Below are 26,555 nucleotides of genomic sequence, written 5' to 3'. Positions count from 1 at the left end.
TCAGCGCTCCATGCGCGTGGGCACGCTCGTCTCGCGGACGACCGCCTGCACGACGTCCTCCGTCGTCAAGCCGTTCATATGGGACTCCGTCAGCAAAATGATCCGGTGCGCAAGCACCGGCGACGCCAGCAGCTTGACGTCGTCCGGAATGACGTAGTCGCGCTCCTGCAGATAGGCGCAAGCCCTGGCCGCGGCGGTCAGCGAGATCGCCGCCCGCGGGCTCGCCCCGAGCTGAACGCCGGCATGCTCGCGCGTGCCCCGCACGATGCGGACGATATAATCGGCCACGGCGTTGTCGAGGTGTACCCGCTTGACGTCCTCCATCATAAGGGCGACCTGCGCGGCGGTCGCGACGGGCTCCAGCAGCTCGGCGGGCGAGGTGGCGTTCGGCGAGACGATCATCTGGCGCTCCGTCGCCGCGTCCGGGTAACCGAGCGAGATTTTCATCATGAACCGGTCCAGCTGCGCTTCCGGCAGCGTATACGTGCCGTCGAACTCGATCGGGTTCTGCGTCGCGATCATCGTGAAGGGCACCGGCAGGCCGTACGTATCGCCGTCGACCGTGACGTGCCGCTCCTCCATCGCCTCCAGCAGCGCGGACTGCGTCTTCGTGGTGGCGCGGTTGATCTCGTCGACGAGCACCAGGTTCGCCATGATGGGGCCAGGGCGGAAGAGGAATGTTTCATTCTTGGGATGATAGATCGAAACCCCCGTGATGTCCGAGGGAAGAAGGTCGGGATTGCATTGGATGCGGCGGAACTGGCCGCCGATGGTGCGCGCGAGCGCTTTCACGAGCTGGGTCTTGCCCGTTCCCGGAACGTCCTCGATCAGCACGTGGCCGCCGGCCAGAAGCGCCGTGAGCAGGCGTTCGATTTCGGTTTGTTTTCCCAGGATGCAGCTTTCCAGATTGCGGCGGATTTCATTGCTTAACCGGTATTCCGCTGTACGAGTCTCCATGAACATTCCTCCCGGAAAAAGTGCTGGAACATGAGTGCAAATGCCAGTCCTATTATTTTACAGAATTATGGGAGCGCCGTACAGCCGCCGCAGCGCCAAAAAAAATTGGAGATTCCCACAGGAACCTCCAATTTCGCCGTTTTATCCGGTTCGTTATCCCTTCGGCCGGACGGCGATCGCCGCCAGGAACGAGAAAATGATCGCCGCGGAGATGCCCGCGCTCGTGATGTCGAAGATGCCGGTGATGATCCCGATCCACCCGTCGCGGTGCAGCTCCGTCAGCGCCCCGTGCACGAGCGAGTTGCCGAAGCTCGTGATCGGCACGGTCGCGCCGGCGCCCGCGAATTTGACCAGCGGATCGTACCAGCCGATGCCGTCAACGATTGCGCCGGCCACGACGAGCGTCGCCATCGTGTGCGCCGGCGTCAGCTTCGCGACGTCGAACATCAGCTGGCCGATCACGCAGATGGCGCCGCCGACGAGAAAAGCCCACAAATAAATCATGCCGTTACCGCTCCTTTCTTCGCTAATTGTGCAGCGGACTCTCGATCGCGACGGCGTGGGCGATGCACGGAATCGACTCGCCCTGCTGGTACGACAGCGGCGAGAGCAGCGCGCCCGTCGCGCAGACGAGGATGCGCTTCAGTTCGCCCTTCATGAGCCGCTTCAGCAAATGGCCGTACGTCACGACGGCGGAGCAGCCGCAGCCGCTTCCCCCCGCCTGCACCTTCTGCTTCGCCACATCGTACACCATCAGCCCGCAGTCCCCGAACACCGTGTCCTGCATCGGAATGCCGTCCCGGGCCAGCAGGTCCGTCGCGATGGCGTGCCCGACGGAAGCCAAGTCCCCGGTAACGATCAGGTCGTAATCCTTCGGCTGCCGGCCCGTGTCGTTGAAATGCGTCGTCAGCGTATCTACCGCCGCCGGCGCCATCGCCGCTCCCATGTTGAACGGGTCGGTGATGCCGAGGTCGACGATCTTTCCGATCGTCGCGCACTGCACGACCGGCCCTTCGCCCTCCGGCGCCACGACGACCGCGCCCGCGCCCGTCACGGTGTACTGCGCGGTCGGCGGCTTCTGTGAGCCGTATTCCGTCGGGTACCGGAACTGCTTCTCCACCGTGCAGTTATGACTGCATGTGCCCGCGAGCACGTACTGCCCGGAGCCGGAGTTGACGATCAGCGAGGCGATCGCGAGCGACTCCATGGAAGTGGAGCAGGCGCCGAACACGCCGAGGTACGGGGCGCCGATCGTCCGCGCTGCGAAGCTGTTGCTGATGATTTGGTTCATCAGGTCGCCGCCGACGTAGAACTGCAGCTGCTGCTTGTTCACCTTCGCCTTCTCGAGCGCGATGTCCGACGCTTGCTCCAGCAGCAGCCGCTCGGCTTTCTCCCAGCTCTTCTGCTGCATGTCCAGCTCCGGATGGACGAGATCGAAATCCGCCGCGAGCGGCCCTTCGCCTTCGTCAGGCCCCACGACCGTCGCCGAGCTGATGATAACCGGCCGCTGGTCGAACCACCACGTTTGTTTGCCGCGCAGCATGGTCAGTGCCCTCCGATCCCGAAGATGAAGTAAACCAGCCCGACGAAAAACGCGGCCACGACGCCGTAGACGATGACCGAGCCGGCCAGCTTGAACATATTGGCGCCGACGCCGAGCACGAGCCCTTCGGCGCGATGCTCGAGCGCCGCGGAGCACATGGAGTTGGCAAAGCCCGTAACCGGAACGGCCGAGCCGGCGCCGGCCCACTGGGCGATCTTGTCGTATACGCCGAGGCAGGTCAGGATGACCGAGATAAGAATGAGCACGGCGACGGTCGGGTTGCCCGCCTCCTGCCGCGACATGTGGAAGCCGTACATGAACGCCTCGGATATGGCTTGGCCCACGATGCTGATCAAGCCGCCGACCAGAAACGCCCGCACGCAATTGGCCAGGACGGAACGGGACGGTTCCCGGTTTTTGGCGAAGTTTTGATACTCCTTAGGCGACATTGTCATCTTTTTATATTTGGTTTGTCCTGCGCTCTTGGTAGCGATGATCGTGCCCTCCTCTTGTTGGTCTTAAAAGAAGTATGCGTCTGCGGTGGACGCTTTATGCCAATGCGTGTACGCTTCGGGCACCGAACGCGGGCTGCGGCGACGCCAAAGAGCCCTCGCCGCCGCGGGTGCGGCGAAAAGGGCTGCGAGTAGGCGCGCGGGATGCGGCGCGCCGCGGTCAGAACAGCGCGGCCGCCAGCAGCGCGGCGAGCAGCACGTAAAGCAGCAGCGCCAGCAGCATAACGACGGCGCGCAGATCGCGTTCGAAGGACAAGGGCATCGCGGAAACTCCTCTCGGCCGGGATGGGCGTATGCTGTATCCTATGCGGGCAAGAGCGGACCGGCGACTGCTTCGTCCTAAATCGCCGGGCGCCTCGGGCGATCAACCGCCTACCGACCGGAGCAAAGACAAAAAAACGTGCGCGTCCCTTCCGGGATTCGCGCACGCCGAATTGCGGCTTGCGGGAGGGCTTACTGCTCGATCCACGTCGTCTTGCTCGCCGCGGATGCGCGCTTCGCCTGAGGCGCCGCCATGTCGGGTACGCCCAGATAAATAAAGCCCAGCATCTTGTCCTGCGGACGCAGGCCGAAGGCTTCGTTCATCAGCGGGTGGTAGCATGGCTCCCCGCTTCTCCACACCGCGCCGAGCCCGAGCGCATGGATCGTCAGCAGCATGTTCTGAATGGCCGCGTTGACGGCGCCGTATTCCTCCAGCTCGATGACGTCCTTTCGTTCGGCCGGCTCCACGGCCACGGCGATGACGACCGGCGCCCGCAGCGCCTTCTTGCGCGCGTCTTCGGCCTTCGCCTCGAGCGCTGCCGCATCAAGCCCTTCCGCCGCCTGCGCGACCGCGACCGACGCCAGCGCGTCGCCCAGCTTCCGGCGCCCGTCCCCGCTCAGCACGAAGAAGCGCCAAGGCTCGGTCAGCCGATGGTTCGGCGCCCAAATGCCCGCCTCCAAAATTTGTTCGATCGTTTCCTTGGCGATCGGCTCCTGTGTCACTTTGCCGATGCTTCTTCTCGTCCGGATCGCTTCGATGACGTTCATCATGAATCCCGTCTCCCCTTCTTCCAATGGCGTTTTCATAGATTCATTGTAGCATAGCCGGGATCGAATGTTGAATCGGCCGGTGACCGGAACGGGCGCCTTCCCGCCCCGCTGCGCGCAAGAAAGCCCCGCGAAAAGCAGCCGTGAGGCCGCCCCGCGGGGCTCGGCTTGCTGCAGCGCGAGATGGCTTATTCCAAGCCGGCTGCGGCGTATACTTTGGCAAAGCCGGCCTTCGAACGCGCCAGCAGCGCTTCCGGCGATTCGGACGGCGATTCCGCCGCCAGGATCTCCTGCGTGACGGAGCCCTTGTAGCCGATCGCGTTCAGCGCCTTCAGGAACCCGGCGAGATCGATGACGCCTTCGCCCGGGTAGAGGCGGCCGTTATCGCGCGCTTCTTCCACCGGCACGTCCGGCGCGTCGTTGATGTGGACGTGCACGAGCTGGTCCGGCGTCAGCGCTTCGATGTCCGCCACGCTATGGCCGTTGGTGTACCAGTGGTACGCGTCGAACAGCAGGCCGACGTTCGGCTCGCCGATGGCGGCGATCCAATCGAGCGTCTCGTCCATCGACCACAGGAACGGATTCGCCCACGCCGTCCGCAGGTGATGCGGGCCGACGAACTCCAGGCCGAGGCGGATGCCGTAAGCGCCGAGAATTTGCGCGCAGGTGCGCAGCCGGCGCGTCGCGACGACCGCGAAGTGCGCCGCCTTGTTGTCCGTTGCCGGCAGCACGTACGTGCAGCAATTGCGGACGCCGAGCGAAGCCGCCGCCGCGGCTTCGTCCGCGAGCTTAGCGAGGCCGGCGCGGAACTTCTCTTCCGACTGGCGCCATTCCACCGACAGGCCGATGGAGCCGATCGTAACGCCGCTGTCCGCCAGCAGCTTGCGGGCGCCTTCGATTCCGTTGCGGTCGATTAAGCCTTTGGCGTCGATGTCGACCGTCTGAAAGCCGTATTCGCCGGCCAGCGCGATGAAGCGCTCGTCGCTGCCGATGTCGCCGAGTCCGGCGCGGGAAAGTCCTTTTAACATATTCGTTCAGCCTCCGTCAATTTGATAGATTCGGAATAAAAGATTCGAAAACGCGAGATTCCCGATGAGGGGAATGCCGCTTAAAGGTTCGTACGAAAAGAACCGGCAGCAGACTAGGGCCGCGCGGGGATCGCGCCTTACAGGCTCCAGTCCAGCTTCACTTCGTGGCCGGTGCGGGACGATTCGTAGATCGCGTCGAGCACCAGGTTGTTCGTGTAGCCCGTCAGCGCCGACGTGATCGGCTGCTTGCCCGTCTGGATGCATTCGATGAAGTGGCGGCTCAGGCGCAGCCGCTCGTTCTCGTCGTTCTCGGGCCGGGACAGCGGCGTCTCCAGCGGCTTGTCGAATTTCTCGGTCAGCAGCTTGCCCGTCGCGCCGCGGTAGCTCGCGCCGCCCTCCGTGCCCATCAGATGGACGAACGGCGTGTTGTCCGTGTCCATGTGCACGGCCCAGCTCACTTCCAGCGTCAGCGTGCTGCCGTCTTCCATCTTAATCAGCGCCGTGGCCAGGTCCTCGACGTCGTAGACGCCGCTCCAATTCGGCTTGCCCCACGTGCCGATGCCCTTGCGCTTCGGCCCGAATTCCGCGTACGTCGAGCCGAAGACCGAGACCGGCTTCGGGTTGCCCATCAGGTACAGGGCGAGGTCGAGCATGTGCACGCCGATGTCGATGAGCGGACCGCCGCCCGACTGGTCCATGCGCGTGAACCACGTGCCCCAGCCCGGAATGCCCTTGCGGCGGAACCAGCCCGTCTTGGCTGTGTAGATCCGGCCGAGCTCGCCGCGGTCGATCTGCTCCTTGATCTGCATCGGCACGGATTCCCAGCGCATTTGATGCCCGATCATGACGACCCTGTCGGACGCTTCGCTCGCCTTCAGGATCTGCCTGGCCGCGGCCGCGTTGATGCCCATCGGCTTCTCCAGCAGCACGTGTTTGCCCGCTTCGATCGCCCGCACGGCGAGCTCTGCGTGAAATTGGTTCGGGACGCCGATGATGACCGCGTCGACGTTCGGGCTCTGAATGAGCGCCTCGGGCGATTCCGGTACGGCCGGAATGCCGTATTCCGCCGCCCGCTGCTCCGCCAAAGGCAAATACAAATCCGTAATTGCCGTGATCTCGCATATATCCCGCAGCTGCGAGAACTGCTTAGCGTGAACGCTTCCAATATTCCCTGCGCCGATAATGCCGATCCGTACTGCCATTGCTCATCTTCCTCTCCGGATGTCTGCTGCCAGATACACGCGTAACGATTCTATGATAAAGTAGAACCTAGAAAAAAGCTTGTCTCATATTTCGATAAACGTCCCAATTCTTCGGAGGATCGCCTTCCTATGACTCATTTTCCGGACTATTTGAAAACCTATCCGAACGCCGACGGCCCGTTCCCGTTCCACATCGGCATCCACGCCCTCGAACGCGGCTTCCGGGCGCACCGCCACGACTTCCTGGAGCTGTCGTACGTCATCTCCGGCCGCGGCTCCGAAGCCGTCAACGACGTCCGGCACGACATGGTGCCAGGAACGTTCACCTTCGTGCAGCCGTACCAGGTGCACGAGCTGTTCACGGAGCCGGGAAGCACACTGCTGCTGTACAACTGCATGTTCAGCATGGACCTGCTGATGGACGCCGGCGGCCACGGCGACGGGCTGGCGGAGCTGATCGAGCCGAGCGCGCTGCCGCCGTACACGACGTTCACCGGCGCGATGGCGGAGCGGACGCGGTTCCTCATCGACGACATGATGCGCGAGTACGAGGGCAGCGAGACTTGGCGGCTTCCGATGCTGCAAGCCAGGTTGAAGGAGCTGCTGATCTGCTTCGACCGCGAGCGGCGCAAGCACCGGCCCGAGGCGGCGAGCGCCGCGCCTCCGCTTAAGAAGGGCGCTGCCGTCTGGCCGATCATCCATCATCTTCACCGCAATTACCAGGAGGACGTGACGCTGTCGCTTCTGTCGGAGCGGTTCGCCATGAGCGCGTCGCGCATCAGCGAGGTCATCAAGGAGCAGACCGGCCAGACGTTCGTTCACTTCCTCCAGGATCTGCGGCTGCGCCACGCCGCCTCGCTGCTCGTCTCCACCGATTACAGCGTCGTCGAAGTCGCGCTTGAGGTCGGCTTCGGCTCCTACAAGACGTTCGCCAAAATTTTCCGCGAACGCAAGGGCGTGTCGCCGCTCGCGTACCGCAAAGCCAAAAGACCCGTCTGACGCCGTGGCGCCCGGGCGGGTCTAGATTCGCGCCATCGTCAGCCTGCATGTGGAGCCGCCTGCGGCCTGCAGCCCGGCTTGATCGCAACCGGCATGATGTCCGTGCAGCCCGTCTCCGGACATGACAAAAAGACCGGAACCCTCCATTCCGGTCTTCTCTATGTGAACGCCTCATCTACATCAGTAGATTTGGCCGAGGCGGTTGCGGCCGTGCAGGATCGGCGCGCCTTGTTCGCCGTCTTGCTCCCGCTTCTGCGCGATCGCGCGCAGCCGGTCCGTCAGCTCCGCGAACCATTCCGCGTCCCGCGTCGCGAGCGCCAGCTCGATGAAGTCGAGAATCGGACCTTCGTAGTCCAGCGCCTCCAGCGTCGGCTGCGGCTTCAGCCAACGGCTCAGCACGGCGACCGCAGTGCCTACCGCGGCGTCATGATCCGATTGAACGACATGGACCGTCGCAATGTTCCGCTGGTCGTTCAGCGACGTAATGAATCCTTGAATCATTTCCCCGTCTCTCGTTCTGCCTTGTACCCAATCGCCGATCGCAAAGCTCATCGTCAAGCACCACCCGTCTTCGAATTTTGGATTTTGGAAGCACCAGAACTGTACTTGTCTTAGTTACAGTATAGGCCGGAAAAGGGGACGCTTCGCAAATGGCTGTCTTTGCTCGCCGTCCCGTTTCCGTATCGATACTGTAATTATATGAGTTACAGTTAACAATGTCAAGCAACTTACAAAAATAAAGCGAGTGCCGTTACACGGCTTTGGCGACGCTGACGCGCCCCGAGAAAAACGTCGCCCCCTGCCCCATGTCGGCTACCCGGTCCGGCGTCAGCGCGTTGACGACGGCCTTGCGGTCCTTGCCGTCCGCCCACAAGCCTTGGCTGACGACAACGCCCGGCAGCACGTCTTCCCCGACGGCCGCCGTCAGTTCGCATTCGCCGCGTCCGTTCCACACCTTCACTGCGTCCCCGTCGCGAATGCCGAGCGCTTCCGCGTCGGCGGCGTTCATGTACAGCTTCGGCGTCTTCTCCATCGCCATATGCTTGTCGTTGTGCGCGAACGTCGAGTTGAGGAAGTTATGATTCGCCGTCGGAATGAACAGGAACGGATGCGTCCCTTCCTCGACGAGCGGCATATACGTCGGCATCGGAGGAAATCCTTGCCGCTCCATCGCCGCCGAATACAGCTCGATCCGGCCGCTCGGCGTGCGGAGCTTGCCCTCCAGGACGGGCTTGATGTCCGCCTTGGCGAACTGCTTCTCCCGCAGCGTATCCAAGGTGATGTCCCGCAAATTCGGATTCGCCGGATTGTCCAGCGCTTGGGCGATCATGTCGTAGTCGCCGTCCCGCAGCGCCTCGTCCTCGTAGCCCATCGCCCGCGCGAGCAGCCGGAACACCTCGGTGTTCGACTTGCTCTCGCCGTGAGGCGCCACGACCGGCTCCTGGATCTGCACGTAATGATGCCAATAGGACGAATAGACGTCCGTGTTCTCGAACGCCGACGTCGCCGGCAGCACGATATCCGCATAGGCGGCCGTCTCCGTCAGGAACAGCTCGTGCACGACCGTGAACAAATCCTCGCGCGCCAGCCCCTCCCGCACCTTGCCCGCGTTCGGCGCGACGACGGCTGGGTTCGCGTTGTACACGTACAGCGAACGGATCGGCTTCGCATCATCGGCCAGCGCCTCGCCCAGCAGATTCATGTTGATGTCGCGCGGCCGGGCAGGCGTCTTCGGCTTCAGATCGGGACGTCCCAGCGCGCGCTGGTTCAGCGCCAGATGGCCGCCGTTGCCTTTAATCGCACCGCCGCCCTTCTTCAGCCATTGGCCGGTCAGCGCCGGCAGGCAGGCGATCGCCCGGGTCGTCATGCCGCCGTTGTCGTGATGCTGCGGGCCGTTGCCAATCCGGATGAACGCAGCGCCGTCGACGGTACCGTACATGCGGGCCAGCTTGACGATGTCCGCCGCAGGCACGCCGGTGATCGACGAGACGTAGTCCGGCGCGTACGTCTTCACGTGCTCGCGCAGCTCCTCGTGGCCGGCGGTGTACGCCTCCATGAACGCCTCGTCGACGAGCCCTTCCGCGAACAGGACGTGCATGATCCCGAGCGCCAGCGCCGCGTCCGTGCCCGGCCGGACCGGAATGAACCAGTCGCCCCACTTGGCGGTCCGGTTGCGGTGGACGTCAATGACGACGACCGTGGCGCCGTTCTTGCGCGCCTTCTCGGCCAGCGTCACCTGATGCATGTTCGTGCTGACCGCGTTGACGCCCCACATGATGATCAGCTTGGCGTGAACGGTATCCTCCGGATCCGTGCCGTAGCTGCCGCCCATCGTGTAGGCGTAGCCGACGGTGCCGGCGGCCTCGCAGATGGAGTAAATGAGCCGGCTCGCGTTCATACGGTTGAAGAAGCGCCGCCCCATGCCTTCCGTGTTGACGCGGCCCATGTTGCCGTAGAAGCTGTACGGCAGTATCGCTTCCGGGCCTTCCTCGGCGATGATCGCTTTCCAGCGGGACGTGATCGCCGCGATCGCTTCGTCCCAGCCGATACGCTCGAATTGGCCGCTCCCCTTGGGGCCGGTTCGCTTTAGCGGGTACCGCAGCCGCTTCTCGTCGTAGAGCCGCGCGGTCATGTTCCGTACTTTATTGCAAATCGCTCCCTGCGTAACGGGATGCGCGGGATCGCCTTCAATTTTAATGATGACGCCGTCTTGTTTATGGACCAGCAGGCCGCACTGATCCGGACAATCCAGCGAGCACACGGACGGAAATACGCCGTTTGCCTGTTCCACATAGCTGCTCATGCCGCTGTCTCCTTCCACCCTTCAACTTACCTGTTCCCAGTATACTAGATTGCCGCGCCTGCGGCATCCCCCGCGGAAACCGCCGCCGGCGTGAAGCCCGCGGCTCGCGCGCGCAAAAAAGCCCGGCGGCCGCATAGCCGTCGGGCTTCCTCACAGCAAAACGATTGGTCTGGCGCACGCGGCAGCAGATCGGACAAACGACATACCGCCGCCTATCGCTCGCCTGCTTCGCCGGTTTCCAAATAGCGAATCTGCGCCGGCGTCAACGTTATATCCCCGGCCGCGCAGCAGTCGATCACATAGTCCGGCTTCGTCGCCCCGACGATCGGGAACACCGGGAACGGCTGGGACGTCAGGTAAGCCAGCGCGATGGCGGAGCCGGTCGTCCCCAGCTCGGCCGCCAGCCGCTGCGCGCGCTCGAGCCGGTCGAAATTGCCCTCGCTGAAATACTGCCGCTCGACGGCGTCCGCGCTGCCTTGGCGGCCCGCTTCGCGGCCGCGGGCGTACCGTCCGCCGAAGAAGCCGTTCGCCTGCGAAGAGAACGGAATGACCGCCATTCCCGCCCGTTCGTAGTACGTCTTATCCGCTTCGTTCATGACGACGAGCGTCGTATCGCGGATGGAGCCGTGATTGACCATCGCCATGTTCCACAGCGGCTGGCTCGCGGCGAACTTCGTCAACCCGTTCGCCTCGGCGTACGCCTGCGCTTCCCGGATGCGCGCCACCGTCCAGTTCGAGCAGCCGATGCTGCGGACCTTGCCGGACCGGACCAGCTCGTCCAGCGTCTCCATGATGCCCGCCACCGGCGCGGCCGGATCGTCCCGGTGCAGCCAATACAGGTCGATAACGTCCGTCCCCAGCTGGCTCAGGCTGCGGTCGACGTCGGCGATCAGATCTTCCCGGCCGAGCCGGCCGATGTGCATCGAAGTCAGCTCGGGATGCCCGCCCTTGGTGGCAAGCACGAGGCGCTTGCGGTTGCCGCGCGCTTTCAGCCATTTGCCGAGCCGGATCTCCGTCAGGCTTCGGCCTCGATTCAGCCAATCGTCATACACCAGCGCCGTGTCGAAGAAATTGCCGCCTTGCTCCACGTACAGATCGAACAGCCGGAAGGCCTCCGCCTCCGTCATGCCGCCGCCGAAACCGGCGGTGCCCATAACGACGACGGCGGCGTTCAGATCGGTTCCCGGAATGATGCCGTATCGCATTTGCGTACCCTCCCCATGTAGGCCGTGCCTAGCGTGCCTTGCTCACGCGGCTCTCGGTGCGGGTCTTAGTTGGGGCGCGCGATTCACATTCAATCGGATGACGCCGCAGCCCTCAGGCCAATGCGGGATCGTCCGGTTACTCGTTCGGGCTTCCGTCCTTGTTCGGCAGCTGGGACACGAAGCTGTCCGCCAGGTTCAGCAGCTGCAGCGATCGCTCGTACTGCTCGTTCGTCGCCGCCGTCGTGCCGGTTTCGCCCGGAAGCGGATAGTTCGTGCCGTCTTGATACTCCTTGCCGGGCACGAAGATGCTCTCGTCGGTAATGAACGAACCCGTCGGCAGGAAGTGGCGCATCGGCAGCAGGTTGGAGCTGTGGTTCAGCAAGTCTTCGCCGAAGTGAATCTGGTTCGCCGTCGAGACGCCGAGGAGGTTCGCGACCGTCGGCAAGATGTCGATCTGGCCGCCGACGTCGTGCTGCGCGGCCCCGTACGTCAGCCCCGGCACGTGCATGATCAGCGGGATCCGGAACATGTCGGCATAGCCGTATTCGTGGCCCAGCATATCCTTCAGCATGTCTTTCTCATCGCCGCTCAGCGAGTATATCGGGAGACCCTGATGGTCACCATACATGAGAATCACGCTGTCGTCCCACAGGCCGGTGTCCTTCAGGTCTTGAATAAAGGCGCCGAGCGCGTAGTCCGCGTAGTTCTGGGCATGAATGTAGTCCCCGACGAGCGTGCCTTCCATGTTTTCCGGAAGCGTCATTTTGTACTTCGACTCCGGAATTTTGTACGGGAGATGCGCGCTCATGGAGATGACCTGCGCATAGAACGGCTTATCCGCCTGATCCATCCGCTGCAGCTCCGGAATCGTCTTGGCGTACAGGATTTCGTCCGACGCCCCGAACGCGATGTGGTCCTCGTCGCCGTAGAACTTCTGATCGTAATACCGGTCCCAGCCGATGGACTTATACAGCTCGCTGCGGTTCCAGAAGTGCACTTCGTTCGTGTGGAACGTCGCGGTATCGTAGCCGTTCGCGTGCATCAGCTTCGGCAGGCTCGGCAGCGCCTTCTCGACGTATTTGTCCGTCGCGGCCTCATGGTGCGGCACGTAAAGCGACGTATTGACGACGTACTCGGCGTCGGACGTCGTCCCTTGGCCGGCCATCGTATAGAAGCGGTCGTAATGGAACGTTTCCTGCACGAGCTTGTTCAAGTTCGGCGTTACTTCCTGACCGTTGATTTTCAATCCGATGAGGAAATCCTGGAACGATTCCATCTGCAGGATAATCAGGTTCTTCCCTTTGGCGGCGCCGAAATATTTCGGGGAAGCCGGCTCCTCGAAGCCTTTCAGCCCGTCGATTTTGGCTTGTGTGATGTCCTTCATCGGCACGACGTCCTGCTTCTCGGTGGAATCGGACAAGAGCGTGTACACCTCGTAGTTGAGGATGCCCATGTCCTCCGCCTGCTTGTTCTCGTTCATGCTCGCCCGGTTCGGCCAGATGTTGAACACGCACAGCGCGATCGAAGCGGCGATCATGGCGTACAGGGCCATTCTGCGGGTCGGGCGGGGCCGCCAGTGCGCCGCGAACGACGGCTCGGCGGACGCGGCTTTCCGTCTCGTCCAGAAATAAACGGCGCCCAAGATCACGATATCGACGAAGAACAGCAGGTAGTACGGGTCCAGTAGCGAGTATGTGCTTTCCCTCACCTTCGTCACCTTGTCGGCCTGGTGCAGCGCATGGTACGTGACGATGACGCCGTAATACTTGTAATAGATGACGACGGTAAAATAGAGCAGCGTAATCAAGAGATTGGATATGAGATAATAGAGCATCTTCCGCTTGCGGGCGATCAGTTCGATGCAGCAGAAGACGATCCAGATGAACGGAAGCTCCGTCACCGGCGTCTCCCACGAGAAGCCGATGTCGAACACGACGTACATGACCAGGCTTCCCTTGAGCAGCAGCAGCAGCGTGAACAGCAGAAACCGGCGATTCAATAATTTTGACCAAAACATTGCTTTCATCACCTTCAATGCCATTGTTGTATAGTCCTCGCCAAGCTCGGGCGGAAGCCCGGCGAAGCGCTTCGGTTCTCCGATCGGCGAACGATCGGGCGCGCGTAACGAACAAGGAAGAAACGGGAACGCCGCCCGTGCAGGCGGCGATGCGCGTTTCTTCCGAAAACGACGAAAAATAAGCCTATTCGATTGTCCCGTTCCCGTCCGGTCCCGGCTGCCAGAGGCTGAGTGCGAAATCGACCAGTTCCTCCATGTAAGCGCTCGAGTCGGGCTCCGACACGACTTTGATGCCGATGATGGAGCTGTACGAATACTGCATCCACATCGACAGCAGCTGGCGGGCCGCCAGCGTGAAATTCATCCGCCGGATCTCGCCCTTCTCGTGCCTGCGCCGCAGGAAGTCCGCGATCGACGCCACCCGCTCGGACATCATGGACGCCAGCTGCTTGGCTTCGGCAAGATCGAGCAGATCGTTCTCGCGGAACAGGATCCGCATCAGATCCAGGTCGTCCAGGAACAATTCGTTGATCTTGCCCAGAATGGCCAGCAGCGCCTCGCGCAGCGGCAGGTGCTCGATCGTCTCGTTCGTCAGTTGCTTGATTTCGCGCACGCGGTGCTCAAAACTCTCCCGCAGCAGGACCGCCATGATCTCTTGCTTCCCGCCGGGAAAATAATGATATAAAATGCCGTCGCCTTTTCGAATTTGCCTCGTGATCGCACGAACCGGCGTTCCGTGATACCCCATCTCCGCGAACAACCCCTTAGCGGTTTCCAGCAGCATTTCTCGCGTTGCGGTGGCTTGTTCTTTTCGGCTGATCTGGGTCATTCGGTTCCCTCCGGCTTTCGTTGAACGATCGTACAATGAGAAGTATATTCCCGTCCCGAACGATCTGTCAACGTGCACCTTTCGGTCATCGCAGGCTCAATCCCCCGTCCACCGTCAGCACCTGGCCGGTCACCTGGCTGCTGAGGCCCGATGCCATGAACAGCACCCCGTCCGCGATCTCCTCGCCCGTCTGGATGCGTCCCATCGGCAGCCGGGCGGACGCTTCCGCGAACAGCTTACTCGGGTCCGCGCCCGTCGCGCGCAGCCGCGACGTCTCGCCTTCCGACGCGACCCAGCCCGGCTGGACGCAGTTGACGCGAATGCCGTGCTTCGCCAGCCCCTTGGCCAAATTCCGGGTAAGCGTCACGATGGCGCCCTTGGACACCGCATACGCCATCGCCGCCGGATCGCCGCTGCGGGCATGCGTCGAGCCGATATTGACGATGCTTCCGCCTCCGCGTTCGATCATCCCGGGGACGAAGGCTTGGCACATCAGGTAGGCACCCTTCAAGTTAATCCCCATAATTCGCTCCCAAAACGCTTCGTCGGTGTTCATTAAATCCGCCCGCGGAAAAATGCCGGCATTATTGACCAGCACGTCCGCCGCGCCGAGCTTCGCCCGCACTTCGGCCTCCAGGGCGCGGATCTCGTCCGAACGCGAGACGTCGCAGCGGACGAAGAGCGCCTCGCGCCCCGCTTCGGCCAGCGTGCGCGTGAGCGCGGCGCCCGCCTCCTCGTTCACATCCGCGATCGCGATCCGCGCGCCGTACGCGGCGAACCGCTCCGCGATCGCCCGGCCGATGCCCTGGGCGCCGCCCGTCACGAGCACCGTCTTGCCGGCCACGTCGATCCCGTTCATGGCGTATTCGCATCCTTCGGCGCTGCGGCCTCGTACGCGGCCGCCGGGATTTGCGTCGCCAGCTTGCCGCCGCTGACGTCGATCATCGTGCCCGTAATATAAGATGCGAGATCGGACGAGAGGAAGCAGATGAGGTTCGTAACGTCGTCCTTGCTGCCCCAGCGGCGCAGCGTCAGCGTGTCCAGCAGCCGGTTCTGGCGCTCCTCGCTCAGCTCCGCGAAATGGTTCATGTCGGTCGGAATCATCCCTGGCGCGTAGCAGTTGACGGTTACGTTCCACGGACCGAGCTCGCCCGCCAGCACGCGGGTGAACTGCTTGACCGCCGCTTTGGACGACGCGTACGCGGCGCTGCCGTAACTCGGCACGATCGCGGCGAAGGAAGCGGCGTTCAGGATACGCCCGTGCCGCTGCGCCTTCATAACCGGGGCCACGGCCTTGCACATGAGGAACGTTCCCTTCAGGTTGATGTCCATGTTAAGGTCCCAGATGTCCTCGCCGAGCGATTCCACCGGCCCGCCGCTCGCGACGCCCGCGTTATTAACGAGAATGTCGATCCGGCCGAAGCGCCGATGCACGTCCTGCACGACTTCTTCTACGGTCTTCGCGTCCCGGACGTCGCATAAATATTGGGCGCCGGCCAAGTCCCGCTGCGCGAACAGCTCACGGAGCTCGCCCAGCTGCTCCTGGCGAACGTCGAGCGCGACTGTCCGGACGCCCTCCTGCGCCAAGGTCAGCGCGATCTGACGGCCGATGCCCCGGCCCGCGCCGGTGACGATCGCTACCTTGCCGTTCAGATCGATGATCACGATACTGCCTCCTCCTCGCCGCCGCGCTCTGCGACGAGCGGCAGCAGGTAGGCGATGCTGGTCCGCAGCTGCGCGCGTTCGTACGCGGCGACCGCTTCCGGCGGCGCCTCCCGCTCGTGCGGAGTCCGCCAGTCGCCGGCCGGCCGGGCGTGCGCCTGGACGAAGCGCAGCAGCTCAGCCAGCTGCCGAGCGGAACGGGCCGGGTACTCGGGCCAGTAATCGTCGGCGAGCACGCGGATATGCCGGGCTTCCAGCGCCCCGATCTCGATCGACATCGGCAGGTCCGCGGGGCCGTGCTCGCGCAGCAGCGCGAACAGCGCCGGGAAGTCGACGGCGCCTTGTCCGATCGGACTGCGCACGAGCCGGAAGCCTTCCTCGCTCGGATAGATCCAATAATCCTTCAAGTGCACGTTGCGAATATGCGGCATGATCCGGCGGGCGAAGTCGATCGGCTCCTCCGCCGTCGCGAGCGGATTGCCGGTATCGAGCGTCAAGCCGAAATGCGGCGACCCGATCGACTCGCACAGCCAGAGCAGTTCCTCGGACGCGAGATCCTGATGGTTCTCGAGCGCGAGCGTGACGCCGGCGCGTTCCGCGGCCTCGGTCGCGGCCGCGAGCCCTTCCCGCACGTCCGCCATGAAGGCGCCCCAGCGTCCCGCCAGCGGACGGCGGTCCCCGCCGATCCGCGCGCCGCCGACGACGGTGCGCACGATGGGCGCGCCGGCCGCCCGCGCGATCCGGCAGGCTTCGGCCAGCTTGGCCGGATCGTAGCCGCCCGAAGCGACCGTCACGTATAAGCCTTGTTCCTCCGTCAGCCGCGCGATCGCCGCGAGGTCGGATTGGGCCAGCAGGCTGTCCGGCAGCTCCACGCCCTCCAGGCCGGCCCGCACAGCCCAGGCGATGACGCCTTCGGCCGTCATCGCCGGACGTCCCGCGCGGGGATGCAGCCCCATCGCGTAAGTCGTGCCGTACATCGATAATCCGATGCGCATATTCGTTCACCCTTTCGATTCGGAATAAAGTAAGATTCGGAATAAGTCAGAGGAAGCTCTATTTGCGCTGTTTTTTCGACCTTTATTTCGCCGTCCAGCCGCCGTCGACGGTCATCGCCGCTCCGGTCATGAAGCTGGATGCGGCGGACGCGAGGAACAGGATCGGTCCGGCGATCTCCTCCGGCTGTCCCCAGCGCCCAAGCGCGATCTGTTCGATGAAGAAGCGGTTCGCTTCCGGATTGTTCATGACGACCGTGTTCAGCTCCGTGGCGATCGGTCCCGGGCAGAGCGCGTTGACCGTCACGTTGAACGGCGCCAGCTCCAGCGCGAGCACTTTGGTCAGCTGGATGACGCCGCCCTTGCTGGCGCAGTACGCCGAGCGCTCCGGCAGGCCGACGGCGCCGAGCATCGAGCCCATGTTGACGATGCGGCCGTACCGCTGCTCCTTCATGACCGGCGTCACGGCGCGGGCGCACAGGTACGGCGATTTCAAATTCGCGCCGACGACGAGATCCCAGCTCGCTTCGTCGTAGTCCTCGATCGGCTTGCGAATGTTCGTGCCCGCGTTGTTAATGAGAATATCGATGCGGCCGTGCCGCTCCAAAACCGCCTTAACCATCGCCTCGGCACCGGCGTAGCCGGAAATGTCCGCTTCGAGCCCGGTCACGTCGGCGCCCGTGGACGCCCGCAGGCCGGCCGCCGCTTCCTCCGCCTTCGCGAGCGCGCGGCTCGTCACGACGACGGCCGCCCCCGCCTCGGCCAGCGTCCGCGCCATCACGAGTCCGAGTCCTCCCGCGCCTCCCGTAATGACCGCGACTTGTCCGTTTAATTGGAATAATTGCTGCGCATTCATGGCTCCATTCGCTCCTTTCGCACCCTTGTATGGGAATGCGCTTACATGGTACCATTCTCCTAACCGCATGGATTTACATAAAACTGACCGCTTTTTGGACTTTTCCGTAAATCTTCCGACCGGTGGTGACAATTATGGAAGCATCCTCCTATGTAAAGCCGCGGCCTTGCACGCTGCGGGAACTATCGCCCGCCGTCCATTGGGCGCGGCATCATGTCCGCGCGCCGTCGTTCCAATGGAAACGGCGCATCTACGACTTCGAGCTGCTCTTCGTCAAGCACGGCGAGATCGCCGCGACGATCGGCGGCGAGCGGCATCTCGCCCGGGCGGGCACGCTGCTCGTCCTGCCCCCGTGGATTCCCCACATCGTCGAAATCCGCTCAGAGCCGCACGCGGAGCTGCTCGGCATTCATTTCGACTTTTTCGACGGGACGGCCGCGGGCCACCGCTTCATCGTCGACGAGAGCCAGATCGACCCGAGCGCCTTCAGCGCCGTCCCCTACGTGTCGGACAAGCCGCTGCTGGCCGGCTACTGCTTCGCCAACGTATCGGGCCGGATCGTCGCGCTCATGGAAGGCGTCATCCAGGAGTGGAACGAGCGGCAGAGCGGCTACGACGCCGCGTGCAAGGCGATGCTCCTCCACCTCGTCGCGCTGCTCGCCCGCCGCGGCGGCGAGGCTCGGCCGCTGCCGCGGCCCAAGCACGAAGAGCGGCTGCTCGCGCTCGCGGACGAGATCCGTCGGCACTGCGGCCGCAGATGGACGAGCACGGAAATGGCGAAATTCCTGCTCGTGCACGAGGATTACATGAGCCGCCAATTCAAGGCGCTGATGGGCATCGGGCCGAATAAGTTCGTCCAGTCCGTGCGCCACCAGGAAGCGAAGCGGCTGCTCCGCGAAACCGACGACACGATCGAGCGGATCTCGCTCCTCGTCGGCTACGACGATTTTCATTATTTCAGCCGGATCTTCAAACGGTGGGAAGGCATGAGCGCGCTGCAATTCCGAAAGCTCTCGCGCACCGTCTGACGGTTGACGGTTCGGCCGGCACCGATTACCGGCATAAAAAACCCTGCTTCGCGGCACGAAGCAGGGTTATTGCGGCGTTCTCGCGGATAACGGGGACCTGACGCGGGCACGTTGCCGGACGCCGGGCTCACGCTCCCGCTTACCAAGCGTTCGTCATCGTCACCGGGCGGATGACGCCGTCGCCGATATCCATCCGGTCGATGCACAGCACGCGGCTGCCGGGATCCCGGTCGCCGATGATGCGGCGGTGGTACACGATCAGCCATTCGTCCGTCTCCGGCAGATGCAGGTAGCCGTGATGGCCCGGACCTTCGGCGACCGGCTCCTGGCGCTGCAGCACCGTGCCCTTCGGCGCGAACGGGCCGAGCGGGCTGTCGCTGACGCCGTAATCGACGCTGTACGTGCCGTTCGTCCAGCCGCCCTTGGACCACATGAAATAATACAGGCCGTCCTTCTTGACCATGCACGGGCCTTCCACGTAGCCTTGCGGCGTAATGCTGAGATGGAGCTCTCCGTTCTCGAACGGCACGAAGCCCGTCAGGTCGTCGTTCATCTTGGCCACGTTGCAGTGGCTCCAGCCGCCGTAGTACAAGTAGATCGTGCCGTCGTCGTCCTTGAACAGATGCGCGTCGATCGGCTGGGCGCCGTGAATGAACCGGTCGATGAGCGGCTTGCCCAGATAACCGCGGAACGGGCCTTCCGGCGTGTCCGAGACGGCGATTTCGAGGCCGCCGGTCTCGTCGTCGTTCTGAATGTCGTTCGAGGCGAACACGAGGTAATAACGGCCTTTGCTCTCAATGATGGTCGGCGCCCAGACGGCCCGCCATACCCAAGGGAAATCTTCCATCGCGATGATGCCGTCGTGCTTCTCCCAGGTCACGAGGTCCTCGGAGCTGAACGCGTCCAAATTCATTTGCTTCGTGTACTCCGTAATGGAGCGGGTGACATAGATCCAGTGGCGCCCTTCATAAGTCCGCGCTTCCGGATCGGCATAGAAGCCGGGTACGATCGGATTGACGATGCCTCTCAAGCTTGGTTCCTCCCGATGATGAAGATGTTGGATAAAAACGCTTTCTTGGCGATTATACGGGCTGGCCAGCCGGCTTGTCCACGCGCTGCGCGAAAAAACCGGCCCCCGGCAGCCGCCGGGAACCCGGTCCGAATCCCGCTCAGCCGCCGAAGCGCCGCAAACGGCCGATGAACGTCAACCGCTGCGAACGCGGAGATGCTTAGACGCCCGCGCCCGCAGGCGCTCCTAGAGCGTGATCGATGTGCCGCACGCGTGCACGGTCACGCCGCTCATGTCGCCGCCGAGCACATCGACGGAGAACGCCGGGCGGCCGCCGGACGGATCGATAAACTGGCGATACACGCCCCAGCCTTTGCCCGTGCTCCAAAATGCCGCGTACTCGTCTGCCTCCGTCACGGGCGCGAACGACATGACGCCCGCCGCCATGTCGAAGCGGAAACCGGTCAGCGCGATCAGCAGCCCCCAGCTCGACATCGACCGCGCGTAATGATGGCCGCATTCCACCTCGTTCCACGGGCTGCGCCGGTAGCCGTCATGCCGGTCGCGGACCGCCTTCACGATCGTCAGCCCCTCCTCGACGAAGCCTTCGTAGATCAGATTGGTCGCCACGTGGTATTCGATGCCGGTCCACACCTCGTCGGAATAGACGAACGGAAGCTTCGGCCGGCCGCCGTTCGGCCAGGAGCAGAGCACGAGTCCCTGCTCGTCGTGCAGGGCGTACACCCGCTGGCAATTGACGTGGTCTTGGAAATCGGTGCGGAAGTTGTGCCGGTAGACGGCCCTGATCGCGCTCTTCAGCCGGTCGTCCTCTTCCATGAGCGCGCCGAGCCCGTACAGATACGCGAGCTGCTGGCCGAGGAGCTGATCCGACAGGCAGCCGGCGCCGTGCTGGTACTTGTGCGCGTCGACGTCGGCCAGCGCCTGCGCGAAATACTCCCCGTTCCACGTCAGCTCGCCGAGCCGTTTCGCGCTGGCCGCGCCGGTCCGGGCGTATACGTCCGCGGCTTCGCCGTCGCCTGCTTCGCGGGCCATCGCTTCCCCGGCCTTCAGGGCGCCGAGCAGCATGAAGCCGGTCAGCGGATTCGGGCCGTAAAATTCGATGTCGTACGTATTGTGCTGCTCCCCGTCCAGGACGGCGTCCCCGTCGAGATCCCAGTGCGGGAGCGCGAAATCGAGCGCGCGCTTCGCATGCGGCCACAGCTCGCGCAGGAACGCGCCGTCGCCGGACAGCTTCCATTCCCGATAGAGGCGCATAACGGAGCCGAGCTGGCCGTCCGCTGCCGCCGGGCCGGCCTTGCCGCCCCACTGCCATTCCCAGCCGAACATCCGCATGGCGCGGAACGCCATTTTGCCGGACTCGTCGGTCTCCTCGAGGAACTCGATCCGGCGCATGGACCGTTCGAGCGACGGATACAGGAACGCCAGCGTCTGCTCGTAGTTCCAGACATGCGTGCAGCTGCCCTCGCAGGAGCCGGCGTCGTCGAACGTCCCCTCGAAGCCTAGAAATTTGCCGTTCTCAAGCCAGAAGCAGGTCGTGCTCCGCAGCACCGGCATGTTGCCGGCCAGCGCGTCGACGACATACGGGGGCAGCGTCGAGCCGAACAGCGCGTCGCGGAACGCTTCCGTCCGGCCGCGCAGGTCCGTCATCCGGTTCAGCAGGTAAGCGCCCGCCTCCCACGAATCCGCGAAGCGCGTCGCGTAGTGGTTGCGGATCGTCTCGCGTCCCGGCCGCGTGTCCTTCGCGCCTTCGTGCCACCCGTTCAGGCGGTTCGGGAAATACCAGGCCAGCACGAACGGAAACGTCTTGGTCTCGCCCGGCTGCAGCGTCTCCACGATGCCGAGTGAGCCCGTATCGGTCTTGCCGTCCGCCGACGGGTCCTCGTAGCCGAGATCCGTAAGCCGGCCGTCCGAGGCGAAATCGTCCCAGAACTCCTGCAGAAAATCGAACCACGCGCCGCGCAGCCATGCCCGCTTGACGGTCAATTGCGGCGCCGTCGTCATGAGCGACAGGCTGCCGCAGTTCAAGTCGCCCGGGGCCCACTTCTCGGAGGAGAACCGGAGGCCCGAGACGTCCGCGTCCCGCCGGAACGCGTTCACGTTCCGCCCGCACGGCATCGCGTAATGCAGATTGCCGAACTTGTCGTACGTCAGGCCGCCGACGGGATTGATGAGCGAGCCCGCGATCACGACCTCCGCCGGACGGTCGCCCGTATTCGTCACCGTATACGTCAGCGAAGCGGCCGGTATGCCGGAGTTCTCCGGATCGAGCGGGATCATCGGCGTGAACGCCTCGAGCTCCACCCGCACCGGCAGGTCGTCGTCCCGGAAGACGACGCGCGCCATCGGATACGTGCCGATCAGCTCGGATTCCGCGAGGCGCGGCAGTCCCGCGCCCGAGAGCGGATGGTAGCCGTGCGATCGCGCGTGGGGCGGCTGCAGCCGCGACTCCAGCACGCGTGCGACCGGATCGCCGCCCTCCGGCGCCACGCGGATCGCGAAGAAAGTATTGGGCATCTGCGTGCCCTTGGCCGGCAGGTTGAAAATCTCCCAGTCCCGCAGCTCGCCGCGGCTGCCGAGCGAGATGTTGCCCGTGCCGATCCCGCCGAGCGGGAAGAGCGCCTCCCCGGCATCGCCGGGATACGTGCGAAGCCCGCTGGCCGGGCTCGCGTCAACCGTTCGTTTCGTGTCGATCATTAGGGTACCGTCGCTTTCCGATATGGAATGGATAAGACAGACCGATCGAGGGGGAATATCGATCCCGCGCGATTACTTGTACAGCGGGCCGAGCGCCTGGCAGGCCCGGAAGTCCGCGCCGACCGGATCCATGCCGCCGAACGCGCTCCACATGCTCGGACGGAAGACGCGCTCCTCGGCGACGTTATGCATGCTGACCGGGATGCGAAGCATGGACGCCAGCGTGATAAGCTCGCCCCCGACGTGGCCGCAGCTGACCGCCGCGTGGTTCGAGCCCCAATTGTTCATAACGGTGTACACGTCCTTGAACAGCCCTTCGCCCGTCAGGTTCGGCACGAACCAGGTCGTCGGCCACGTCGGGTTGCTGCGCCGATCGAGCTTGTCGTGCACGTCGTCCGGCAGCTCGACCGTGTAGCCTTCCGCCAGCTGCAGCACAGGACCGAGGCCCGCAACGAGGTTGATCCGCGCCATCGTGACCGGCATGCCGGCGCGCGTCGTGAAGTCCGTCGAGAAGCCGCCGCCGCGGAAGAAATCGACCGCCGGGCTCCATTTCGTCGCCGCGAGGCAGTCCTGAACCTCCTGCTCCGTGATGTCCCAGAACGGCTTCATCGCCGGTACGCCGCCGATCGTCTGGCGGCCCGTGCCGTCGAGCGCCGCCGGACCGGAATTGATGAGATGGATGATGCCGTTCGCCGCTCTGCCTTCCAGCCGATGTCCGGTCACGCGCTCCACCGCGTCCGGGCTCCAGTATGTTCGCACATCGGCGAAAATTTGCGCCGCGTTCGTCAGCAGGTGGCCGAACAGCATCGTGACGCCGTTCAGCGTATCGTTCTCCGTCGCCAGCATGAACGGCTCGCGGATGCCGTTCCAGTCGAAGGAGGAGGTCAGCATCGCTTCCATAAAATCGCCGTTCGGGTAGAAATCCGTCCAAGCGCGCTGGCCCTGGAAGCCGGCGGCGATGGCGTTATGGCCGAGCGCCTCTTCCCCGTAGCCGATCTCGTTCAGTTTCGGATTGCCGATCATGAGGTCGCGCGCGATCAACGTCATTTTCACGACGGTCTCCCAGTCCCGGGCCTTCTGCTCCGCGGTCCGTTGCAGGTGCTCCGGATTGACCTCATCGCCTTCGATGCAGTTCGCCTTCGCCCACGCTAATGCGCTTTCATATTCGGCCTGATCGTAGATGCCAAGCTCCATGCGGCGCACGAATTCCGTCATGTCCACGTATTCGTTGCGGATGCCGAGGTAGCGCTGGAAGAACGTCTCGTCGACGATGCAGCCCGCAATGCCCATGGACACCGAGCCCATCGAGAGGTACGATTTGCCCTGCATCGTCGCCACCGCGAGACCGGCCTTGGCGAACTGCAGCAGCTTCGCCTGCACGTCTGGCGTGATCGTCGTATCGCCGATGTCCTGCACGTCGCGGCCGTAGATGGAGAAGGCCGGCAGCCCCTTCTGATTGTGCGCGCCCAGCACCGCGGCCAAGTAGACGGCCCCCGGGCGCTCCGTGCCGTTGAAGCCCCAGACCGCTTTCGGCCGCGTCGGATGGGTGTCCATCGTTTCGGTCGGGTAGCACCAGGACGGCGTCACCGAGATCGTGAGGCCGACCCCTTCGCGCGCGAACTTCTCCTCCGCTCTCGCCGCTTCCGCCACGCCGCCGATGCAGGTGTCGGCCACGACGCATTCCACGGGCAGACCGTTGCTGTGCTTCAGGTTCTCCGACAGGAACGCGGCGGCGCCGCGCGCCATTTCCATCGTCACGTCCTCCAGCGATTCGCGGATACCGCCGCGGCGGCCGTCGATGATCGGCCGGATGCCGATCTTGGGCAGGCTGCCCTGCAGCCGGTTGCCGATATGAATGTCCATGTTCATTCCCTCTTTCACGGTTAATGGATGAAGCAGGATTAACGGATTTGCTTGACTTCGTGTTGGAAAATCTCGCTGAACGGCTCGGCTATGCCGTCTTCCTTGCGAATGCGGCGCAGCAGAATCTCGCCCGCCTTAAGCCCCATCCCGTAAGGCGCCTGATCGAGGTAAAACAAGCCCGGTTCCTTGAGCAGCCGCCCGGCCTCGACCTCGCCGTAGGACGCGACCGCCATGTCGTCCGGAATGCGCAGCCCGCTGCGCACGAGCTCCAGCAGCACGCCGTGGCTCATCCGGTTGTTCAGCGACACGATGGCCGTGGGCCGCTCCTTCTCTCGCAGAAACCATTGTACCGCCCGCACGCCGCCGTCCGCGGAGAAATCCCCGCTGCAGACGAGCAGCCGATCCTCCAGGCCGCGCTCCTTCATCGCCCGGAGCACGCCCTCCAGACGCTCCCGCCCCGTGCTCACCCGGGCCAAGCCGTTCACGACGCCGATGCGGACATGGCCGCGGTCGAGCAGCGCCTTCGTCAATTCGTATGCGCTCTGTGCGTTGTCCTCCGCGACGAGATCAAGCGCAGGCGCGCCCTCGTCCGCCTCCAGGCGCCGGTCGATGAGCACGATGGGCTGTCCGCTCGCGGCCAATCCGCCGATGCGCTCCGCGTTGCCGCCGGACGTCGCGAGCACGATCGCGTCGACGCGCTTCTCGTAGAGCAGCTGCAGCAGGCGCGCCTCCTTCTCCGGCGATTCGTCGGAGCTGCAGAAGAGGAGCTGGAATCCTTCCGGTCCGACGACATCCTCGATGCCTCTGGAAATGCCCATGAAGTACGGATTGGAAATATCCGGCACGACGACGCCGATCATGAACGTCTTATCCTGCTTCAGGCTTCGGGCGATCGCGCTCGGCTGGTAGTTCAGCTTGGCGATCGCGCCGTGCACGCGCTTCTTCACTTCCGGGCTGACGTAACCGCTGTCGTTCAACACGCGGGAGACGGTGGCTGTCGACACCTCGGCTTCGGCCGCGACTTGTTTGATCGTTGCTTTGGACAAACTTCCTTCACCTCTACTGATGTAAACGCTTACGTAATCGATTACACGATAAATACATAATGACAGTAGCCTGATTCCCGTTTGCTGTCAATCCTTTTCTTTCGACAGAACGCTTGTCCGATGTCCGATCGATGAAGGAACGGAAAATCAAGAAATATTCCTTGACAGGAATATTCCATATTGGATATATTCTAAATGCAAGCAAGACCGAAGCCATAAACGAATCGGGCGAGTGTCGCATTCCCTGTCGCGCGGCGGCGAGCGCTTTCCGATCGCCTTCGCCGCACCGAGGGTCTGACCGAAAGCGCATCAACCATTACCCATTATCTGAGGAGGAATCAGGCATGACGAATCAACTGACGGCAACGATCGAGGGACGGGATTTTATTTTGGAGCGGGAGTTCAAAGCGCCGCGGGAGCTCGTATTCAAGGCGTTTTCCGAAGCGGAGCATCTGAAGCGCTGGTGGGGTCCGCGCGGCTGGGAGCTGACGGTCTGCAACGTCGACTTCCGCGAAGGCGGCATCTGGCACTACTGCATGAAATGCTTCGATGAGCGGCAAGGGGATTTCTACGGCATGGAATCGTGGGGCAAAGCGGTATACGAGGAAATCGTGAACGCGGAGAAAATTGTCTACATCGATTACTTCTCAGATGCCGAGGGCAACGAAACGCCGGGGATGCCGCCCTCGCACATTACAATGACGTTCGAAGACCGCGGCGGCTCCACGCTGCTGGTCAGCCGGTCGCGCTACGAATCCGAGGAAGCGCTGCGCCAAGTGGTCGAGATGGGCATGGAGCAGGGCATCGCCGAAACGTGGGACCGCCTCGCCGAGCACCTCGCTACCCAACAATAATCGCGGCATGCAGCAAGGGAAAGCACCGTCCCGGATCGTCCGGGACGGCTTTTTGCCGTTTGCCTCTTCAAGCCGCGCGATGCGCGGCAATGCCAGACGATAAGATCGGCGATGAACCGGATGTTCGGGAAGATGCGGCCATACTTCACCCGCTGGAAACGTCCTGCTTCCCGCCATCTATCGCGTATCGCGAGCTCCGCGAAAAAAGCGGCCCGCCCCGTCCCTTCGGGCAGCCGCTTCGCATCGCTCTAGCCTTATGGCATGCCAGGAACAAGACCTTAGGAAATTAGCGGAAAATGGCAGGCGACCTCGCGGTCGAGGCCGACCGGCCGGGACAGCGGCTCCTCCGTCGCGCAGCGCGCCTGCGCGAACGGGCAGCGCGGGTGGAACCGGCAGCCCGACGGCG

The 26,555-nt window shown here is 63.5% G+C and carries 23 protein-coding genes; 3 read left to right on the top strand and 20 right to left on the bottom strand.

Annotated features, from left to right (window positions below):
- The 7 genes from ACFPB1_RS18495 to ACFPB1_RS18465 form a co-directional block, all read right to left on the bottom strand.
- Positions 1 to 957: an AAA family ATPase gene (locus ACFPB1_RS18495; RefSeq protein ID WP_379227589.1), complete on the bottom strand. Its 957-nt coding sequence runs from the start codon at positions 955 to 957 to the stop codon at positions 1 to 3.
- A gap of 153 nt (positions 958 to 1,110) precedes the next feature.
- A complete protein-coding gene (gene spoVAE / locus ACFPB1_RS18490) occupies positions 1,111 to 1,461 on the bottom strand; it encodes a stage V sporulation protein AE (RefSeq protein ID WP_379227588.1) in 351 nt (116 codons plus the stop codon).
- A gap of 22 nt (positions 1,462 to 1,483) precedes the next feature.
- The gene (gene spoVAD, locus ACFPB1_RS18485; protein ID WP_379227587.1) at positions 1,484 to 2,500 is read right to left on the bottom strand and encodes a stage V sporulation protein AD; all 1,017 of its coding nucleotides are present in this window, start codon (positions 2,498 to 2,500) and stop codon (positions 1,484 to 1,486) included.
- Positions 2,501 to 2,502: 2 nt separating this feature from the next.
- On the bottom strand, positions 2,503 to 2,949 hold the full coding sequence (gene spoVAC / locus ACFPB1_RS18480) for a stage V sporulation protein AC (protein ID WP_379227586.1): 447 nt from the start codon (positions 2,947 to 2,949) through the stop codon (positions 2,503 to 2,505).
- 516 nt (positions 2,950 to 3,465) lie between these two features.
- The gene (locus ACFPB1_RS18475) at positions 3,466 to 4,041 is read right to left on the bottom strand and encodes a nitroreductase family protein (protein ID WP_379227638.1); all 576 of its coding nucleotides are present in this window, start codon (positions 4,039 to 4,041) and stop codon (positions 3,466 to 3,468) included.
- Between the two features lie 188 nt (positions 4,042 to 4,229).
- A complete protein-coding gene (locus ACFPB1_RS18470; RefSeq protein WP_379227585.1) occupies positions 4,230 to 5,069 on the bottom strand; it encodes a sugar phosphate isomerase/epimerase family protein in 840 nt (279 codons plus the stop codon).
- 137 nt (positions 5,070 to 5,206) lie between these two features.
- Complete coding sequence (locus tag ACFPB1_RS18465) at positions 5,207 to 6,271, bottom strand: Gfo/Idh/MocA family protein (protein ID WP_379227584.1); 1,065 nt, start codon at positions 6,269 to 6,271, stop codon at positions 5,207 to 5,209.
- 129 nt (positions 6,272 to 6,400) lie between these two features.
- Between ACFPB1_RS18465 and ACFPB1_RS18460 the strand changes: the two genes are divergently transcribed.
- Entirely contained in the window at positions 6,401 to 7,270 is an 870-nt protein-coding gene (locus ACFPB1_RS18460; RefSeq protein WP_379227583.1) for an AraC family transcriptional regulator, read from the top strand.
- 180 nt (positions 7,271 to 7,450) lie between these two features.
- Here ACFPB1_RS18460 and ACFPB1_RS18455 read toward each other — a convergent pair whose 3' ends face one another.
- The 9 genes from ACFPB1_RS18455 to ACFPB1_RS18415 form a co-directional block, all read right to left on the bottom strand.
- Complete coding sequence (locus ACFPB1_RS18455; RefSeq protein WP_379227582.1) at positions 7,451 to 7,822, bottom strand: hypothetical protein; 372 nt, start codon at positions 7,820 to 7,822, stop codon at positions 7,451 to 7,453.
- Positions 7,823 to 8,021: 199 nt separating this feature from the next.
- Positions 8,022 to 10,073: a molybdopterin-containing oxidoreductase family protein gene (locus ACFPB1_RS18450; RefSeq protein WP_379227581.1), complete on the bottom strand. Its 2,052-nt coding sequence runs from the start codon at positions 10,071 to 10,073 to the stop codon at positions 8,022 to 8,024.
- Positions 10,074 to 10,285: 212 nt separating this feature from the next.
- Entirely contained in the window at positions 10,286 to 11,278 is a 993-nt protein-coding gene (locus tag ACFPB1_RS18445) for an aldo/keto reductase (protein ID WP_379227580.1), read from the bottom strand.
- A 136-nt stretch (positions 11,279 to 11,414) separates the two neighbouring features.
- Entirely contained in the window at positions 11,415 to 13,295 is a 1,881-nt protein-coding gene (locus ACFPB1_RS18440) for an LTA synthase family protein (protein ID WP_379227579.1), read from the bottom strand.
- A 184-nt stretch (positions 13,296 to 13,479) separates the two neighbouring features.
- Positions 13,480 to 14,124: a TetR/AcrR family transcriptional regulator gene (locus ACFPB1_RS18435; protein WP_379227578.1), complete on the bottom strand. Its 645-nt coding sequence runs from the start codon at positions 14,122 to 14,124 to the stop codon at positions 13,480 to 13,482.
- Positions 14,125 to 14,209: 85 nt separating this feature from the next.
- The gene (locus ACFPB1_RS18430; protein WP_379227577.1) at positions 14,210 to 14,983 is read right to left on the bottom strand and encodes an SDR family NAD(P)-dependent oxidoreductase; all 774 of its coding nucleotides are present in this window, start codon (positions 14,981 to 14,983) and stop codon (positions 14,210 to 14,212) included.
- On the bottom strand, positions 14,980 to 15,789 hold the full coding sequence (locus tag ACFPB1_RS18425) for an SDR family NAD(P)-dependent oxidoreductase (protein ID WP_379227576.1): 810 nt from the start codon (positions 15,787 to 15,789) through the stop codon (positions 14,980 to 14,982). Before ACFPB1_RS18425 ends, ACFPB1_RS18430 begins: the two co-directional genes overlap by 4 nt.
- Positions 15,786 to 16,781: a sugar phosphate isomerase/epimerase family protein gene (locus ACFPB1_RS18420; RefSeq protein ID WP_379227575.1), complete on the bottom strand. Its 996-nt coding sequence runs from the start codon at positions 16,779 to 16,781 to the stop codon at positions 15,786 to 15,788. The genes ACFPB1_RS18425 and ACFPB1_RS18420 overlap by 4 nt, the downstream gene beginning before the upstream one ends.
- Positions 16,782 to 16,863: 82 nt before the next feature.
- A complete protein-coding gene (locus ACFPB1_RS18415; protein WP_379227574.1) occupies positions 16,864 to 17,634 on the bottom strand; it encodes an SDR family NAD(P)-dependent oxidoreductase in 771 nt (256 codons plus the stop codon).
- Between the two features lie 134 nt (positions 17,635 to 17,768).
- Between ACFPB1_RS18415 and ACFPB1_RS18410 the strand changes: the two genes are divergently transcribed.
- Positions 17,769 to 18,662 (top strand): helix-turn-helix transcriptional regulator, encoded by an 894-nt coding sequence (locus ACFPB1_RS18410; protein WP_379227573.1) that lies wholly within the window; start codon positions 17,769 to 17,771, stop codon positions 18,660 to 18,662.
- Positions 18,663 to 18,801: 139 nt separating this feature from the next.
- On the opposite strand, the gene ACFPB1_RS18405 is transcribed toward ACFPB1_RS18410, so the two are convergent.
- The 4 genes from ACFPB1_RS18405 to ACFPB1_RS18390 form a co-directional block, all read right to left on the bottom strand.
- A complete protein-coding gene (locus ACFPB1_RS18405) occupies positions 18,802 to 19,692 on the bottom strand; it encodes a glycoside hydrolase family 43 protein (RefSeq protein ID WP_379227572.1) in 891 nt (296 codons plus the stop codon).
- A 225-nt stretch (positions 19,693 to 19,917) separates the two neighbouring features.
- Entirely contained in the window at positions 19,918 to 22,386 is a 2,469-nt protein-coding gene (locus ACFPB1_RS18400; protein WP_379227571.1) for a GH116 family glycosyl-hydrolase, read from the bottom strand.
- Between the two features lie 72 nt (positions 22,387 to 22,458).
- Positions 22,459 to 24,249: an L-fucose isomerase gene (locus ACFPB1_RS18395; RefSeq protein ID WP_379227570.1), complete on the bottom strand. Its 1,791-nt coding sequence runs from the start codon at positions 24,247 to 24,249 to the stop codon at positions 22,459 to 22,461.
- Positions 24,250 to 24,287: 38 nt separating this feature from the next.
- The gene (locus ACFPB1_RS18390; protein ID WP_379227569.1) at positions 24,288 to 25,295 is read right to left on the bottom strand and encodes a LacI family DNA-binding transcriptional regulator; all 1,008 of its coding nucleotides are present in this window, start codon (positions 25,293 to 25,295) and stop codon (positions 24,288 to 24,290) included.
- Between the two features lie 344 nt (positions 25,296 to 25,639).
- Here ACFPB1_RS18390 and ACFPB1_RS18385 point away from each other — a divergent pair, with 344 nt between their 5' ends.
- Positions 25,640 to 26,149, top strand: a complete 510-nt coding sequence (locus ACFPB1_RS18385) for an SRPBCC domain-containing protein (protein WP_379227568.1) — start codon at positions 25,640 to 25,642, stop codon at positions 26,147 to 26,149.
- Positions 26,150 to 26,555: the final 406 nt, after the last annotated feature.

The sequence above is a fragment of the Paenibacillus sp. GCM10023250 genome (assembly GCF_042653205.1).
Lineage (GTDB): Bacteria > Bacillota > Bacilli > Paenibacillales > Paenibacillaceae > Paenibacillus_Z.
This window is presented reverse-complemented; position numbering and strand designations above follow the sequence as displayed.